Origin of the sequence: Ottowia sp., assembly GCF_016703145.1 — a bacterium.
Classification (GTDB): Bacteria; Pseudomonadota; Gammaproteobacteria; order Burkholderiales; family Burkholderiaceae_C; genus Ottowia.
Map to the genome: position 1 here is coordinate 243,256 of NZ_JADJCO010000003.1, position 14,794 is coordinate 258,049.

Here is a 14,794-nt window from a genome sequence, read left to right on the forward strand (position 1 = left end):
CCGCGGTTTTCAAGCGAAATCCGGACGCGGCCCGCATCCCGTCTACGCCAAAAGCTACCAAATAAATAGCAAAACAGCCGTTCCGCCAGGCACCGGCGGCCGGCCGGCCGCCTCCCTGGCGACGCCCTGGCCGCGCCGATCGAACGGGCCCGACGCGAAGTCCTCTTTCCCAAGGCCGGTGCCGCCTTCGGAAAGACGATTTTCAAACTAGGAGCTTTTCGATGAACGCACCCCTCACCCCCGGGCAGATCCAGGATCTGAACACGCCCGACTACGTCAAGAACGCCCGGCTGATCGCCTGGGTCGGCGACATGGTGGCCCTGTGCAAGCCCGACCACGTGCACTGGTGCGACGGCAGCGCGGCCGAGTACGACCGGCTGTGCCAGCAGCTCGTCGATGCCGGCACCTTCAAGAAGCTCAACCCGGCCCGGCGCCCGGGCTCGTTCCTGGCCTGCTCCGACCCGTCGGACGTGGCGCGCGTGGAGGACCGCACCTTCATCTGCTCCGAGCGCCAGGAAGACGCCGGCCCCACCAACAACTGGACGCCACCGGCCGAGATGCGCGCCAAGCTGGAGCCGCTGTTCGACGGCTGCATGCGCGGGCGCACCATGTACGTCATCCCCTTCAGCATGGGCCCGCTGGGCAGCCCCATCGCCCACATCGGGGTGGAGCTGTCCGACAGCGCCTACGTGGCCGTCAACATGAAGCTGATGACCCGCATGGGCCAGGGCGCCATCGAGGTGCTGGGAGAGAACGGCGAGTTCGTGCCCTGCGTGCACACGGTGGGCGCGCCGCTGCAGCCCGGCCAGAAGGACGCCACGAGCTGGCCCTGCAACCCCGGCGTCAAGTACATCGTCCACTACCCCGAGACGCGCGAGATCTGGTCCTACGGCTCCGGCTACGGCGGCAACGCCCTGCTGGGCAAGAAGTGCTTCGCCCTGCGCATCGCCTCGCGCATGGGGCAGGACCAGGGCTGGCTGGCCGAGCACATGCTGATCCTGGGCGTCACTTCACCCGAAGGCAAGAAGTACCACGTCGCCGCCGCCTTCCCCAGCGCCTGCGGCAAGACCAACTTCTCCATGCTGGTGCCACCGGCATGCTTCGACGGCTGGCAGGTCACCACCATCGGCGACGACATTGCCTGGATCAAGCCCGGCGCCGACGGCCGGCTGTACGCCATCAACCCCGAGGCGGGCTACTTCGGCGTCGCGCCCGGCACCAACACGCTGACCAACCCCAACTGCATGGCCAGCCTGCATGAGAACGTGATCTTCACCAACGTCGCCCTCACCGACGACGGCGACGTGTGGTGGGAAGGCATCGAGAAGGACACCGGCGGCCTGCCCGCGCACCTGATCGACTGGCAGGGCCAGGACTGGACGCCCGAGGACGCCAAGGCCGGCCGCAAGGCCGCGCACCCCAACGCGCGCTTCACCGTCGCCGCCACCAACAACCCGGCGCTCGACCCGGCCTGGGACGACCCGGCGGGTGTGCCGATCGACGCCTTCATCTTCGGCGGCCGCCGCTCCACCACGGTGCCGCTGGTGACCGAGGCGCGCGACTGGACCGAGGGCGTCTACATGGCCGCCACCATGGGCAGCGAAACCACCGCCGCCGCCTTCGGCCAGCAGGGCGTGGTGCGGCGCGACCCCTTCGCCATGCTGCCCTTCTGCGGCTACAACATGGCCGACTACTTCGGCCACTGGCTGGCGCTGGGCGACCGGCTGAAGGACGCGGGCGCCAAGCTGCCGCGCATCTACTGCGTCAACTGGTTCCGCAAGGACGAGGGTGGCAAGTTCGTCTGGCCCGGCTACGGCGAGAACATGCGCGTGCTCAAGTGGATCATCGACCGCGCCGAGAACCGCGTCGCCGGCCAGCAGACCATGTTCGGCGTCACGCCGCAATATGGCGAGATCAACTGGACCGGCCTGGCTTTCACGCCCGAGCAGTTCACCACCGTCACCAGCGTGGACAAGGACGCGTGGGCGCAGGAGTTCAAGCTGCACGAGGAGCTGTTCACCCAGCTCGCCCACGGCCTGCCGCGGCGGTTGGCCGACACCAAGTCGGCCATGGAGCAGCGCCTGGCGGCCACGGCCTGACGCCGCACCGGCCCCGTGCCGGTTTCGCCGTGCTCGAAACGCAAAAACGGCTCCGCGTTGCGCGGAGCCGTCTTTTTATGCCATTTTGGCCTCAAGCCCGCATGGGGATTTCTCTTATAGCTATTAAAACAGGAGTATTCTCAGCTTATCGGGCTCAGCGCACCACGCCCAGGTAGGCCATGGCGGCGCTGCGCAGGTCGGCGGCGCGCGTGGGGTCGCGCCCGGCGCAGGCGTCGGCACGCTCCATCAGGCTGGAGGCCACGCTCACGCGCTGCCTGGCCACGTCGGCGCACTCGCGCGCGAAGACCGACAGGTAGATCGTCAACAGATTCATCATGTGCATCGCGCCGCCGTTGCCGGGTCGGCGCCCTCTTGAAATGGCGCAAGGCCGATGACGACATTCTAGATCAAACATAGGGTTTACCCCTAGAGTCTGCACTCCAATCGAGCCAGCCCACGGCGCCAGCGTGACAAACTGGCGCCCCGGCTCTTGCCCCGCGTCCCATGAACATCCAGCTCCTGTCCGACCTGCACCTGGAACAGAACCCCGGCTTCGTCCCCCAGCCCGCGCCCGGCGCCGACCTGCTGGTGCTGGCGGGCGACATCGGCTCGTACCAGCGCGGCTCCCGGCTGCCGGCGCTGGGCGACGCCGACTTCGGGCTGGCGCGCTTCTCGCCCCTGCCCACCCAGGCCGGCTGGCCCGTGCCGGTGGTCTACGTGCCCGGCAACCACGAATACGACAGCCTCGACTTCGACGCCACGCACGCGCGCCTGCGCGCCACCTGCGACCGGCTGGGCATCGTCTGGCTGGAGCGCGAGACCCTGGTGATGCAGGGCGTGCGCCTGATCGGCACCACGCTGTGGAGCGACTTCGACGCCCTGGTCCCGCGCGGCCCCACGGCCACGCTGGGCGATCAGTTGGCGGCGCGCGGCAAGGCCTTCCGCGCCGCCAACCACTACCTGCGCCAGGCCGCCACCACGCGCGGCGGCCAGCCCTGGCTGGCCGAGCAGGTGCGCGAGCAGGCGCTGGCCTGCCAGGACTGGCTGCGCGCCGCGCTGGCCGAGCCCTTCGACGGCCGCACCGTCGTCGTCACCCACTTCGCGCCCAGCCTGCGCAGCGCCGACCCGCGCTACGGCCTCACGCCCGGCACGGCGGGCTTCTGCAACGCGCTGGACGAGCTGCTGCCGCAAGCCGACCTGTGGCTGCACGGGCACCTGCACTGCGCCATCGACTACCGCGCCGGCCGCTGCCGCGTGGTCGCCAACCCGCTGGGCTACGCCCGCAAGGGCGAGCAGGCCGCTTTCGTGCCGGCGCTGGCGCTGGAAATTTGACGCACGTCACGCGCGCCCCCCGCGTCGGAGCGATACAGTCGGCGCTCAACCCGACCTTTTGCGAGGAAGCCCCATGAAGATCCTTCTGGCCGTCGACGGCAGCCGCTACACCAAGAAGATGCTGGCCTACCTGGCCACCCACCTGGAGATCCTGGCCGGCCACAACGAGTTCACCGCCCTCACCGTGCACGGCGCCCTGCCGCCGCGCGCCCGCTCCGCCCTCGGCAAGGAGACGGTGGACGCCTACTACGCCGAAGAAGCGGCCAAGGTGCTGGACCCGGTGAGCAAGTTCCTCCTGCGCCACGACGTCAGGCTCAAGACCGCCTCGAAGATCGGCCCCGCCGGCGAGACCATCGCCAAGTTCGCCGAGGCCGGCAGGTTCGACCTGGTGGTGATGGGCTCGCACGGCCACGGCTCGCTGACCAACCTGGTGATGGGCTCGGTCGCCACCAAGGTGCTGGCCCACTGCACCGTGCCGGTGATGCTGATCCGCTGAACCTCCTTAGCGCCCCCGGCCGGGGGCCGGCCGGGCCAGGGGCGAGATTTCAAGCCAAATCCGGCCTCAGCCAGCGTCCAACCTGCGTTGGAAGCTATCAATCAAATAGCATTCTCAACCCACCGCCTCAATGCAACGGCGCCGGCTGGGCGTGCCGCAGGAAGTCCAGCAGTAGCGCGTCGAAATCCTCCGGCTGCTCCAGGTGCGGCAAGTGGCCCGCGCCATGCAGCGCCACACAGCGGCTGCCGCCGATGGCGTCGGCCATCACGCGCAGGGTGGCCGGCGGCGTGACGCGGTCGTGCGCGCCCGCCACCAGCAGCGTCGGGGCGTGGATGTGGCCCAGCGCGGCGCGGCGGTCGAAGCCGCGCAGGGCCGCCAGCGCGCGGCGCCAGGTGGCGGCGTGCACCCGGGCCTGGCAGAACGTGGCCAGCCGCACCCCTTCCGGCAGCGCGCCGGGGCCGACCAGGCGCGGCAGCAGGGTCTGCGCGATCGCCTCCAGGTCCGGACCGGCCTGCAGCCAGTTCAGGCACCGGGCGGCGTGGCGGTCGTAGGCGTCGCCCTCGGCCACCGCCGCCGCGGTGGCGGCCAGCACCAGTTGGCGCACCAGGTCGGGGCGGCGCAGAGCCACTTCCTGCGCCACCATGCCGCCCATGCCCTGCCCGACCAATGCCACCTGGCCGCCGGGCGGCGCCAGCGCCTCGATCAGCGCCACGCAGCGCTCGGCCAGCCCCTTGAAGCCGTAGGGCTCGACCGGCGCGCTGTGCCCGTAGCCCGGCATGTCCCAGGCCACGGCGCGAAAGCCCAGGCTGGCCAGGGTCTCGACCTGCGGCGCGAAGGAGCGGAAGCCGCCGCCCGAGCCGTGCAGCATCAGCACCACCGGCCCGTGGCCGAGCGTGGTGAAGGTGGGCAGCGGCGGCATGCGCCCATGGTACGCCCGCGCGGGGGCGGGGCGGGGCCTGCTTGCTATCATGGCCGCGCCCCATGACCCTGCCCCGCCAGACCGCCCCGTTTTCGCCCACCGAGTTCCGTGCCGCGTTGGGCATGTTCGCCACCGGCGTGACCATCATTACCCTGCGCACCGCCGGGGGCGAGCTGATGGGGCTGACGGCCAACTCCTTCAACTCGGTCTCGCTCGATCCGCCGCTGGTGCTGTGGAGCCTGAGCACCCGCTCGCTGTCGATGCCGGCGTTCCGCGCCGGCACGCACTACGCCATCAACGTGCTGGGCGCCGGGCAGCAGGAGCTGGCGCTGCGCTTCGCCGCGCCGGCGGGCGACCGCTGGGACGGCGTGGCCTGGCGCCCCGGCGTGGCCGGCGCGCCGCTGATCGAGGGCGCGGTGGCGCACTTCGAGTGCTTCAACAAGAGCCGCTACGCCGAGGGCGACCACGTGATCTTCGTCGGCCAGGTGGAGCACTGCGACCACCAGCGCGGCGCGGCGCCGCTGCTGTTCCACGGCGGGCGCTTCTACACCGAACATGAGCTGTGACCACCCCCAGGCTCCACACGCTGCGCGTTGTTCCTCCTCCCTGCGCAAGGGGGCACCGCCACTGGCCAGGCCAAGCCCGGCCACGGCGGTCGCTGGCCTGGCCTGCTCCGCGGCCTTCGGATTCGTTCGGCTTCGTGCGCTGCGGGTCGCGGGACGCGCAGTGAGGCGGCGGCATTGAATCCGCCGGCGCGCAAGGACCACCTGGACGGCCGCGCCGTGGCGCTGCTGCTGGCGTGCTGCCTGTTCTGGGGCGTGCAGCAGGTGCTGGTCAAGGCCACGCTGCCCGAACTGCCGCCGGTGTTCCAGGCCGGCGTGCGCTTTGCCGGCGCGGTCGCGCTGCTGTGGCTGTGGTGCCGCTGGCGCGGGGTGGCGCTGTTCGAACGCGATGGCTCGCTGAGCTCGGGCTTGCTGGCCGGCGCGCTGTTCGCGACGGAGTTCGCCGCCATCTACCTGGGGCTGCAGCGCACCACGGCGTCGCGGCTGACGGTCTTTTTGTACACCTCGCCGTTCTGGGTGGCGCTGCTGCTGCCGCTGTTCGTGCCCGTCGAGCGGCTGCGCTCGGTGCAGTGGGGCGGGCTGGCCTGCGCCTTCGCGGCGGTGGTGTTCACGCTGCGCGAGGGCTTCACCCACCCGGGCGCCGGCGCCTCGTGGCAGGGCGACCTGCTGGGGCTGGTCGCCGGCCTGCTGTGGGGCCTGACCACGGTGGTCATCCGCGCCACCGCCCTGGCGCGCGTGTCCGCCGAGAAGGCGCTGTTCTATTCGGTGGCGGTGAGCGCCGTGGCGCTGCCGCTGCTGTCGCTGGCGCTGGGCGAGCGCTGGGACGGGCACTGGAGCGCCTTCGCCGCCACCTCGGTGGCGCTGCAAACGGTGGTCGGCGCCTTCGCCAGCTACCTGGCGTGGACGTGGCTGGTGGTGCGCTACCCGGCGACCAAGGTGGCGGCCTTCGTCTTCCTCACGCCGATCTTCGCGCTGGCCGCTGGCGCGCTGTGGCTGAAAGAGCCCGTCACCCCCGGCCTGGTGGCGGCGCTGGCACTGGTGGCGGCGGGCATCGTGCTGGTCAACCGCCGGCCGGCGGCACCGAAAGGCTGACGTGGCCGGTTGCAAATCGGGCGCGGCGGCCCCATCCTGGGAACAGCGGCGCCGCGCACGCAGGGTGTGACTTTGGCGCCAGGAAGGCAACTCCTCCATGGAATTCAAGGACTACTACCAGATCCTCGGCGTTGACAAGTCGGCCAGCCAGGACGACGTGAAGAAGGCGTACCGCAAGCTCGCGCGCCGCTACCACCCCGACGTGAGCAAGGAGCCGGAAGCCGACCAGCGCATGGCCGAGGTCAACGAGGCCTACGCCGTGCTGGGCGATGCCGAGAAGCGCGCCGCCTACGACACCGTGGGCGCGCAGGCCTGGGCGCGCGGCGCGCGCTCGGGCGACGACGTGCGCCCGCCGCCGGGCTGGAACACGGGCTATGAGTTCTCGGACGGCGCCGGCCACGGGGACGCCGACGCCTTCCGCGCTCAGTTCGGCGGCGACAGCGGCGACTTCAGCGAGTTCTTCGAGCAGATGTTTGGCCGCGCGCAGGCCGGCCGCCGCACCCACGCCGCAGGCGGCGGCGCGCAGGCGCAGATGCGCGGCGAAGATCACCACGCCCGCATCGAGCTGGAGCTGATCGACGCCTACAAGGGCGCCGAGCGCCACATCACCCTGCGCGGCGCGCGGCTGGACGAGGGCGGGCGCGTGGTGCCCGAGGAGCGCACGCTGCAGGTCAAGATTCCGCGGGGCGTGAAGGAAGGCCAGTTGATCCGCTTGGCCGGCCAGGGCAGCCCCGGCGCGGGCGGCGGTCCGGCCGGCGACCTGCTGCTGGAGGTGCGTTTCCGCCCCGATCCTCGGTGGCAGATCGACGGCCGCGACGTCACCCAGCGCCTGCGCGTGACGCCGTGGGAGGCGGCCCTGGGCGCCGGCGTTCCCGTGACCACCCCCGACGGCGGCGAGGTCGAGGTGACGGTGCCCGCCGGCTCCGGCGGCGGGCGCAAGCTGCGCCTGAAGGGGCGCGGCATCCCGTCGGCCAGCGCGCCGGGGGACCTGTACCTGGCGCTGGACATCGCCGTGCCCGGCGCCGTCACCGACGCGCAGAAGGCGGCCTGGAGCGCGCTGGCCGCCGCCTACCCCGGCTTCGACCCGCGCCGCGCCTGACAGCAAGGAGAGCTTCGACCATGGCCCCGACGCCCATCACCATCCCCGCCGAACTGGTGGAACTGCTCGACGACGACGCCCTCAGCCTGCACGAGTTGGCGCGCGGCAGCCGCGTCACCACCGAGTGGGTGCTGACACACGTGGAAGCCGGCGTGCTGCAGCCGCAGCGCGGACAGGCCGCCACCGAGTGGCGCTTCACGGGCGCCGCGCTGGTGCGCGCGCGCCGCATCGCGCAGCTGGAGCACATCTACGACGCCGACCCGCAACTGGCCGCACTGGCCACCGACCTGATGGAAGAAGTCGCGCGGCTGCGGCGGCGCCTGCAGGAGATTTGAAGCTGAATCAGGCCTCAGCCAGCGCCCGTATTGCTTGAACAGCTATCAAAACAGAAGCTATTCGAGCAGCCGTCACCACCCGCTGCCGACACCCACGCTCCAGCCACCCCGGCCGTGATGGCCGAACCCGCCGCCGACCGACAGGCTGATGCCCACCGGCGTCACGTAGACCGGCGCCGGGCGCGCGTGGACCGGCGGGGGATAGCCTTGCGGATACGCCTGCGGGTAGCCCGGCGCGGGGTACGCCGGCTGCGGGTACGGATACGGATACGTCCCGCCATACACCGCACCGGGCGGCGCCGTCACCACGCCCGACGACTCGCCCGCAGCGGGATAGGCCGGCAGCGGGTAGCCCGCCCTCGGCGGCGGCGTCACGGGGTAGGCCTGCACCTGCGGGTACGGCGTGGCGCCGTAGCCGCCGTCCATTCCATACGCGTCAGGCCCCGGCTCGCCGTGGTAGTCGGCGGGCGCCGGCACCTGCAGCCACGGGCCGGGGTTGTACGCCATGCGGGTGTGGTACTGCCGGCCGCCCCATTCGTAGGCCACGTCGTAGCCGGTCACGCGGTTCTGGTACTGGGTGGCGCAGCCGCCGCCGTAGTAGCGCTGCTGCGCCTCGGCCGTGTTGCCCAGCGCCGCACCGCCCACCGTGCCCAGGATGGCACCCGCGATGTGGCCGCTGCCCTTGCCGAGCTGGCTACCGATCAGCCCGCCCACCAGCGCGCCCACGGCCGTCCCCACGCCTGAAGGCGCCGCCCCCGTGCCCGGCGCGCAGCCGCCCACCGGCACGGCCTCATGGACCGGCATGGCCGAGAGCACCCGGGCATTCACCATCGATTGCGCAAAAACCCCTGGGGCCGCCAGCGCGAGCATGGCGAGCCCCAGGGCGCGGGGCGTGACAGCAGCGAGAATGTTCATGGGGTTCATAGGGACCTGGCTTTCTGTGCGCGCCACGGCGGATGGACTCTTTACCGGCGCGCACCTGCCCCCAACGAACGCAGCGGCGGCGCGGAGGACAGGCTTTACCCGCGCTTCACAACTGAATGGAGGCCGCCAGTGCCCGTGATGCCGAAACCGCCGCATGCCAAACTGAATGCACCCGAAGAAAACACGCATGTTCCTTCGCCTGCGCCAACTCTGCCTCGTCGCCCGTGACCTGGAGCCGGTCGTGGACGACCTGGCGGCCGTGTTCGCCCTGCAGGTCTGCCACCGCGACCCACTGGTCGGGCACTTCGGCCTCCGCAACGCTGTACTGCCCATCGGCACGGGCTTTCTGGAAGTCGTGGCTCCTCTGACCGAGGGCACCGCCGCAGGCCGCCGCCTGGAACGCCGGGCCGGCGACGGGGGCTACATGGTGATCCTCGACACCGACGAGCTGTCGCGTTGGCGCACCCGCGTCGCCGGTGCGGGCGTGCGCATCGCGGCGGACCTCGCCCACGGCGACTACGCGGGCCTGCAACTGCACCCGCGCGACGTCGGCGGCGCGCTGCTGGAGATCAACACCATGCGCGGCGGCGCCGACCCGCACGGCCCCTATGCGCCGGCGGGGTCGCACTGGCAGGACCACGTGAGCACGGCGCGCGTGAAGCGTGTAGCCGGAGCGGCGCTGCAGAGCGACGACCCCGAACGGCTCGCGCGGCGCTGGGGCGAGATTCTGGACCGGCCCGTCCACGGCGACGGCCCGGGGAACTGGCGCGTGGACGTGGACAACGCCGTGCTGCGCTTCATCCCGCCGCGGGATGGCCGTGGCGAAGGGCTGGCCGAGATCGATCTGGAGGTCGTGGATATGGGCACCATCCAATCGGCCGCGCTGTCGGGCGGCTGCCGCTGCGATGGCAACGCGGTGATGATCGGCGGTGTGCGGTTTTTGCTGAGCGCGGTTTGAGACGGCCTCACTGGCAAGCGTGCGGCATGCATGGAGAGAATGAGCAGGGAAATTCTCCTCCACCCAATTGCCTCTTTCGCCGAAGGAAAATGTGGAATCTGTTTTCAAAAATTGCCGATGGTTTCAATGCCGTGTCGAATGCGCGCGCTGACCAGCAAAGCTTATACACGCATGAGGTAGAAATGGACTTGGCGCCGGAAATCACGGCCAAGGAATTGATGGCGCTGCGTGAACACCTGCTACCTGCTCATCACCAAGCGCTCAAGCCGCGTGCTGATTCGCCTCGTCGAGCGATACCCCGGGCGATGTGAGTGCCTGTTCGAGAAGTCTGTTGGATAAGGCTGTGCTATATCTCTACCTCGCACTGCGGCTGGTCGAGACCTTCAATTGCCATCATGCCGCTCGCGAGAATTTTTGTCAAAACGCCGTCTTTGCATCAAATTTGACACATTTTGTCGCCACCTCTGCCCGATTCCGGCTGACGCAAATTGTCACTTGCTGTTCTGGGTGTGTGCAATTTTTCACGCTTTTGCTGCCATGGAACCTGTATCGCCGACTGGCATGCGGCCTGCTAGCAGACTGGGCGTGCGGCGACGCACCAGAAACGCAGGCAAAATCTCCGAGTCTGAACTGCTCACTCTTCATGGAAGGAATTGAGAAATGGAAGCGATTCAAAAAGGTTTTACACTGATCGAACTGATGATCGTCGTGGCGATCATCGGTATCTTGGCTGCAGTAGCGCTGCCAGCTTATCAAGATTACGCGATTCGCGCCAAGGTGTCTGAAGTGATCCTGGCCGCTTCGCAGTGCCGTACCAGCGTCACTGAAACTGTTCAAAGTGTCAAGGGCACCACCCTGCCAGATGCCAACAAATGGGGCTGTGAGGCTGGTGATGCGGCTGGTGCGGATTCCAGCGCCCCTACCAAATACGTTCTCAACGTCACAACGGCGAACGATGGCAAAGTGACGGTTAGGACGCGCGCCGCTGCGAACGCACCTGATTTGAAGGCTGCGGCGGGAAAATCCATTTTGCTCACGCCCTATGCGAATGACACCACAGCGCTTGCCAACACCGATGTGGGCGCAACTATTTTCAAATGGGTGTGTGGTCCTGGTGCCACGGATCCGATGGATATAAAATATCTACCTGCCTCCTGCCGCGGCAACTAAGTAGTTCGAACTGCTGAAAATCACTCCGAAGCCCCCGAACTTCGGCATGCACGAGGAAGGGCGATGGCTTGATAGCGCATCGCCTTTCTTGTTCGATCAGAACGCTCATTTGCTCTCGTTGGTGTTCGCGCAGGTACCGCGCTGCCAGGGCTGTGCGGATCGCAGAAATAGGCCTCCACGCCCGTGTTCAGCGCCAGTTACCGGTGGTTGCTCATCTCCTTCCCTTGGTCATAGGTCAGGCATCGACCCAGCAATCGAATTGAGCTTGGATATGACGCCCGCCAACGCCGAGGTCGCCGCGACGTCCTACATCTTGGCCGGCAGCGCGTGCCGCGGCCCTGGCGCACGCAGGCGATGAGTTGGCGGCGCAGCTCACCGTGGCTGCGCGTGGATGGCGGTGTAGATGGTTTCGTGGGACAAGTGGCGCTCGAGCTGGCCGCAGAGTAGCGGCAATTAGCTGAGGCGCCCACTTCCAGTCGAGCATGGTCAGCACCGCCCCCCAACGCAGTCCGTAGCGCTGGAACTTGGCGCAAGGCCGTGCGGCGCGCTGGCCTGCCTGGCAGACCTGCCGAGCAACGTGCGAGCCGTGGTCATGATGTGGGGTTTGAGGTGCCAGCCCTCCACGCGCACGCCGAGAGGGTAGGTCAGTCGGACGGGGATTGAAGCACCGCGCTACAACTCGAACACATGCCCAGCACTCAGCCAGCGGATGTCGTGCGCGTGGTCGAGCTGCCCGATCTCCCGCATGATGGCCTCGGTCTCGGCAGGCTTGGTGTGGGTGATGAAGATGGGATAGCGACGGGCGGAGTCGATGTGCGCCAGTTCGTCCGCAAGGGCGGCGGGGGACAGGTGCAGGGCCAGGCGGGCCAGTTCGCTCTCGCGGTTGCTGAAGGCGGTCTCGATGACGAGGACGCCGACGTCGAGCTGGTTGACGCGGCGCCAGAAGTCGGGGTTGCGCTCGGTGTCGCCGCTGAAGATCCACCAAGGCGCCTGATGGCGCGCCTCGCGCACGGCGTAGCCGACGGCGGGCACGGTGTGGATGGCAGGCAGCACCTCGATGTCACGGCCGTGCACCTGGCGGGTGGCGCCGATGTCAATGGGGTGGAAGGTGAGCAGCGGGGCATCGGGACAGGGCAGGCGAGTGAAGTCTGGCCAGATGAGGTCATTGAAGACGTGCTGGCGCAGCGCGGCGAGGGTATGGGGCAGCGCGTGCACGCGCAGGGGCCGGCCGGCGCGGCCCGAGGCGATGGTGTCCACCATCAGCGGCAGGCAGGCGATGTGGTCGAGGTGCGCGTGGGTGAGAAACACGTCGTCGATGCGCAGCATCTCCTCGCGCGTGAGGTCGCCGACGCCGGTGCCGGCGTCGATCAGCGTGTCCTGATCGATCAGGAACGCAGTGGTTCTGCAGTCGCGGGCGATGGCGCCGGAACAGCCCAGTACGCGCACCTTCATGAGTGAAGCCCTCTTTGCCTTACATCTTGCGCTACTTGGCGTCGAACACCGCCGTGGCGTCCCAGTCGAGGCCGGGTGGCGATGCGAGGCAGAAGGCTACCCTCTCGCCATACAGTTGGTAAAGGGCAAAGTTGGCATTTTGCTGGTGCAAGTCGTGAACTTTTGCACGGCAGCGAAGGAACTCCCCCGCGCCAGTCAACCAGCGCCTGCTGCCAGAGATCCAGTTCGGCCTTCAGCACGAACGTGAGTCCGCCAGCGGATGCGCGCACGGTGTGGATGGTAACCGCCTGTTGTCTGCCCTTGACGCGCACGCGGTCGAGTTCCTGCCAGACGTGGCCTGCCGGCGCGGCCTGTGCCCTGGTGGCATCGCTGGCGACGAGATCGACGCCGTAGACGCTGGACAGGCCCTCCAGCCGGGAAGCCAGGTTGACGGCGTCGCCGATGACGGTGTAGGCGCGCCGCAGGTCGGAGCCCATGTTGCCGACGGACATGAGCCCGGTGTTGAGGCCGATGCCGGCGGCCACCGGCGCCTGCCCGGTGGCTGCGCGCTCGAGGTTGAAGGCGCGCAGGGCGTCGCTCATGGCCAGCGCGGCATCGACGGCGCGGCGGGCGTGTTCGCCGGTGGCCACGGGCGCACCCCAGAAGGCCATGATGCAGTCGCCCATGTACTTGTCGATGGTGCCCTGGTGCGCGCGGATGACGTGGCTAAGGCGGCTGAGCACGTCGCCCAGCAGGGCCTGCAGCGCCAGCGGTTCCATGGTTTCCGACAGGCCGGTGAAGCCGCGCAGGTCGCAAAACATCACGGTGAGTTCCTGCGCGCGCGCCTGCATGCCATAGCGCTCGGGGTGGCGCAGCATCTGGCGCACAAGCTCGGGCGGAACGTAGGTGGCGAACTGCTGGGCCAGTTCACGCCTGGCGCGGTTTTCAATGAAGTAGCCCAGCGCCAGGTTGACGACCAACGCCGACGCGGTGAGCACCAGCGCCGTCGCCAGCGGCAGCATCAGGCCGGCGCCGAAATACAGCCCGGCGTCGAGCGCGGCCAGGGCGGCGGCCAGCGCCAGCCCCAGCGCCAGCGCACCGCCCAGGCGCCGCAGCGGCAGCACGAGGGTGAGCAGCGTGCCCAAGGCCAGCAGCAGCAGGGCTTCGTGGCCGGAGCTGTCGTGCGGCCGGCTGAGCACGCGCCCATCCAGCATGCCGGAGATGAGGTTGGCATGCACCTCGACGCCGGGATAGGTTTCGCCGATCGGCGTGGCGCGCAAATCCATGAGCCCAGGGGCCGTGAAGCCCAGCAGCGCGTAGCGGCCTTTCAGGCTGCCGGGGGGAAGCTGGCCCTGCAGCACGTCCACCGCCGGGATGTAGCGGAACGAGCCGCCCCGCGGCCCGCCCGGCCCCCGGTAAGGCACCAGGGCGGTACCCCGGGCGTCCACGGGAATGCTCAGCCGGCGCGAACCGTCCGCCACCGTCACCGCGCTCAAGGCGCCGGACGATTGGCCATCCGGTTGCTGAAGCTGCAGCTGCAGCGGCGAGCGGCCCAGGCCCTGACGCAGCATGGCCAGGGCGAGCGACTCGTAGAGGCCGTCATCGAACGCGGCCAGCAAGGGCACCGCGCGCACGCGTCCGTCGGGGTCGATCAGCGCGTTGATGAAGCCAGCGCCGGCTGCCGCCGCGAGCGGAGCGATGGTGGCGCCATAGCCATCCCAGTGCAGCATGCCGGGGGGAGGCTCCAGGCCCGCTGCCGGCGGCGGCAGCACGCCGGAGCGCCGCCCCTGCCGGTCGCCGGTGAAGTAGTAGCCCAGCACCACCGGGCGCTGCGACACAGCACGGGCCAGGGCGCTGTCTTCATCCAGCGCGCCGCCGTGGCGCTCCAGCCAGCGGCCGAGTTCGGGGTCGTCCTTCAGCTCGGTGCGCGCCAGGTGCCGCAGTTGCTGGAGCCCGGAGCTGCGGTCCGGCTCGGCGAAGACCGTGTCCAGGCCCAGCACAGCCACCTGCTGGCGCTCGGTCAGCTCGCGCACCAGGGCGGCCACGCGCTGGCGGTTCCAGGGCCACTGGCCCAGCTGGGACAGGCTGCGTTCGTCGATGTCGATGATCACGACGCGTTCGTCCAGCGTGCGCGGCATGGTCAGGCGCAGGCGCAGGTCGTACAGCGCTTCGTCCAGGCGGTGCAGCGCGGGCAGGCTCCACGCCCCGGCGGCGTGAAGCATCGCCAGTAGCGACAGCGCGGCCGTGGCCAGCACACGCAAGCGGTGGCGCCGGAGGGCTGCGAGCCAGGACATGGTTGCGGCGCTAAAAGCGGGGGTCAGCGTGCCGGCCGCCGCCGGAGAGCTAGCGATCCGTGAATTCGATCGAGACGATCAA

The 14,794-nt window shown here is 69.4% G+C and carries 15 protein-coding genes; 10 read left to right on the forward strand and 5 right to left on the reverse strand.

The features are described from left to right. Nucleotides 1-221 precede the first annotated feature (221 nt). Nucleotides 222-2,099 carry a phosphoenolpyruvate carboxykinase (GTP) gene (locus tag IPG65_RS04810; protein WP_293188127.1) on the forward strand — a complete coding sequence of 626 codons (1,878 nt, stop codon included), beginning with the start codon at nt 222-224 and terminating at the stop codon, nt 2,097-2,099. A 154-nt stretch (nt 2,100-2,253) separates the two neighbouring features. On the opposite strand, the gene IPG65_RS04815 is transcribed toward IPG65_RS04810, so the two are convergent. Beyond that, nucleotides 2,254-2,436: a hypothetical protein gene (locus tag IPG65_RS04815; protein WP_293188128.1), complete on the reverse strand. Its 183-nt coding sequence runs from the start codon at nt 2,434-2,436 to the stop codon at nt 2,254-2,256. 167 nt (nt 2,437-2,603) lie between these two features. On the opposite strand from IPG65_RS04815, the gene IPG65_RS04820 reads away from it, so the two are divergent. Then, entirely contained in the window at nt 2,604-3,431 is an 828-nt protein-coding gene (locus IPG65_RS04820) for a metallophosphoesterase (protein ID WP_293188129.1), read from the forward strand. A gap of 73 nt (nt 3,432-3,504) precedes the next feature. After that, nucleotides 3,505-3,927: a universal stress protein gene (locus IPG65_RS04825; protein WP_293188130.1), complete on the forward strand. Its 423-nt coding sequence runs from the start codon at nt 3,505-3,507 to the stop codon at nt 3,925-3,927. Nucleotides 3,928-4,054: 127 nt separating this feature from the next. Here IPG65_RS04825 and IPG65_RS04830 read toward each other — a convergent pair whose 3' ends face one another. After that, nucleotides 4,055-4,846: an alpha/beta fold hydrolase gene (locus tag IPG65_RS04830; RefSeq protein ID WP_293188131.1), complete on the reverse strand. Its 792-nt coding sequence runs from the start codon at nt 4,844-4,846 to the stop codon at nt 4,055-4,057. Nucleotides 4,847-4,908: 62 nt separating this feature from the next. Here IPG65_RS04830 and IPG65_RS04835 point away from each other — a divergent pair, with 62 nt between their 5' ends. The 4 genes from IPG65_RS04835 (at nt 4,909) to IPG65_RS04850 (ending at nt 7,935) form a co-directional block, all read left to right on the forward strand. After that, nucleotides 4,909-5,412, forward strand: a complete 504-nt coding sequence (locus IPG65_RS04835; protein WP_293188132.1) for a flavin reductase family protein — start codon at nt 4,909-4,911, stop codon at nt 5,410-5,412. 174 nt (nt 5,413-5,586) lie between these two features. Then, nucleotides 5,587-6,501 carry a DMT family transporter gene (locus IPG65_RS04840; RefSeq protein ID WP_293188133.1) on the forward strand — a complete coding sequence of 305 codons (915 nt, stop codon included), beginning with the start codon at nt 5,587-5,589 and terminating at the stop codon, nt 6,499-6,501. Nucleotides 6,502-6,598: 97 nt separating this feature from the next. Further along, the gene (locus IPG65_RS04845; RefSeq protein WP_293188134.1) at nt 6,599-7,600 is read left to right on the forward strand and encodes a DnaJ C-terminal domain-containing protein; all 1,002 of its coding nucleotides are present in this window, start codon (nt 6,599-6,601) and stop codon (nt 7,598-7,600) included. A 20-nt stretch (nt 7,601-7,620) separates the two neighbouring features. Then, on the forward strand, nt 7,621-7,935 hold the full coding sequence (locus IPG65_RS04850; protein WP_293188135.1) for a chaperone modulator CbpM: 315 nt from the start codon (nt 7,621-7,623) through the stop codon (nt 7,933-7,935). A 72-nt stretch (nt 7,936-8,007) separates the two neighbouring features. Here the strand turns inward: IPG65_RS04850 and IPG65_RS04855 are convergent, their stop codons facing one another. Continuing rightward, nucleotides 8,008-8,850 carry a glycine zipper 2TM domain-containing protein gene (locus tag IPG65_RS04855; protein ID WP_293188136.1) on the reverse strand — a complete coding sequence of 281 codons (843 nt, stop codon included), beginning with the start codon at nt 8,848-8,850 and terminating at the stop codon, nt 8,008-8,010. Nucleotides 8,851-9,046: 196 nt separating this feature from the next. Between IPG65_RS04855 and IPG65_RS04860 the strand changes: the two genes are divergently transcribed. The 3 genes from IPG65_RS04860 (at nt 9,047) to IPG65_RS04870 (ending at nt 10,987) form a co-directional block, all read left to right on the forward strand. Next, nucleotides 9,047-9,817: a VOC family protein gene (locus tag IPG65_RS04860; RefSeq protein WP_293188137.1), complete on the forward strand. Its 771-nt coding sequence runs from the start codon at nt 9,047-9,049 to the stop codon at nt 9,815-9,817. 89 nt (nt 9,818-9,906) lie between these two features. Further along, the gene (locus IPG65_RS04865; RefSeq protein ID WP_293188138.1) at nt 9,907-10,128 is read left to right on the forward strand and encodes a hypothetical protein; all 222 of its coding nucleotides are present in this window, start codon (nt 9,907-9,909) and stop codon (nt 10,126-10,128) included. A gap of 349 nt (nt 10,129-10,477) precedes the next feature. Further along, entirely contained in the window at nt 10,478-10,987 is a 510-nt protein-coding gene (locus IPG65_RS04870; protein ID WP_293188139.1) for a pilin, read from the forward strand. A gap of 672 nt (nt 10,988-11,659) precedes the next feature. Here the strand turns inward: IPG65_RS04870 and IPG65_RS04875 are convergent. Both IPG65_RS04875 and IPG65_RS04880 read right to left on the reverse strand, forming a co-directional pair. Continuing rightward, on the reverse strand, nt 11,660-12,439 hold the full coding sequence (locus tag IPG65_RS04875; protein ID WP_293188140.1) for a 3',5'-cyclic-nucleotide phosphodiesterase: 780 nt from the start codon (nt 12,437-12,439) through the stop codon (nt 11,660-11,662). Further along, on the reverse strand, nt 12,436-14,712 hold the full coding sequence (locus IPG65_RS04880) for a CHASE2 domain-containing protein (protein ID WP_293188141.1): 2,277 nt from the start codon (nt 14,710-14,712) through the stop codon (nt 12,436-12,438). Before IPG65_RS04880 ends, IPG65_RS04875 begins: the two co-directional genes overlap by 4 nt. Nucleotides 14,713-14,794 lie beyond the last annotated feature (82 nt).

Excerpts from the sequence above, each read along its gene's own strand:
- IPG65_RS04810 (WP_293188127.1), top strand. The coding sequence starts at position 222 with ATGAACGCACCCCTCACCCCCGGGCAGATCCAGGATCTGAACACGCCC.
- IPG65_RS04815 (WP_293188128.1), bottom strand. The coding sequence starts at position 2,436 with ATGATGAATCTGTTGACGATCTACCTGTCGGTCTTCGCGCGCGAGTGC.
- IPG65_RS04820 (WP_293188129.1), top strand. The coding sequence starts at position 2,604 with ATGAACATCCAGCTCCTGTCCGACCTGCACCTGGAACAGAACCCCGGC.
- IPG65_RS04825 (WP_293188130.1), top strand. The coding sequence starts at position 3,505 with ATGAAGATCCTTCTGGCCGTCGACGGCAGCCGCTACACCAAGAAGATG.
- IPG65_RS04830 (WP_293188131.1), bottom strand. The coding sequence starts at position 4,846 with ATGCCGCCGCTGCCCACCTTCACCACGCTCGGCCACGGGCCGGTGGTG.
- IPG65_RS04835 (WP_293188132.1), top strand. The coding sequence starts at position 4,909 with ATGACCCTGCCCCGCCAGACCGCCCCGTTTTCGCCCACCGAGTTCCGT.
- IPG65_RS04845 (WP_293188134.1), top strand. The coding sequence starts at position 6,599 with ATGGAATTCAAGGACTACTACCAGATCCTCGGCGTTGACAAGTCGGCC.
- IPG65_RS04850 (WP_293188135.1), top strand. The coding sequence starts at position 7,621 with ATGGCCCCGACGCCCATCACCATCCCCGCCGAACTGGTGGAACTGCTC.
- IPG65_RS04855 (WP_293188136.1), bottom strand. The coding sequence starts at position 8,850 with ATGAACATTCTCGCTGCTGTCACGCCCCGCGCCCTGGGGCTCGCCATG.
- IPG65_RS04860 (WP_293188137.1), top strand. The coding sequence starts at position 9,047 with ATGTTCCTTCGCCTGCGCCAACTCTGCCTCGTCGCCCGTGACCTGGAG.
- IPG65_RS04865 (WP_293188138.1), top strand. The coding sequence starts at position 9,907 with ATGTGGAATCTGTTTTCAAAAATTGCCGATGGTTTCAATGCCGTGTCG.
- IPG65_RS04870 (WP_293188139.1), top strand. The coding sequence starts at position 10,478 with ATGGAAGCGATTCAAAAAGGTTTTACACTGATCGAACTGATGATCGTC.
- IPG65_RS04875 (WP_293188140.1), bottom strand. The coding sequence starts at position 12,439 with ATGAAGGTGCGCGTACTGGGCTGTTCCGGCGCCATCGCCCGCGACTGC.
- IPG65_RS04880 (WP_293188141.1), bottom strand. The coding sequence starts at position 14,712 with ATGTCCTGGCTCGCAGCCCTCCGGCGCCACCGCTTGCGTGTGCTGGCC.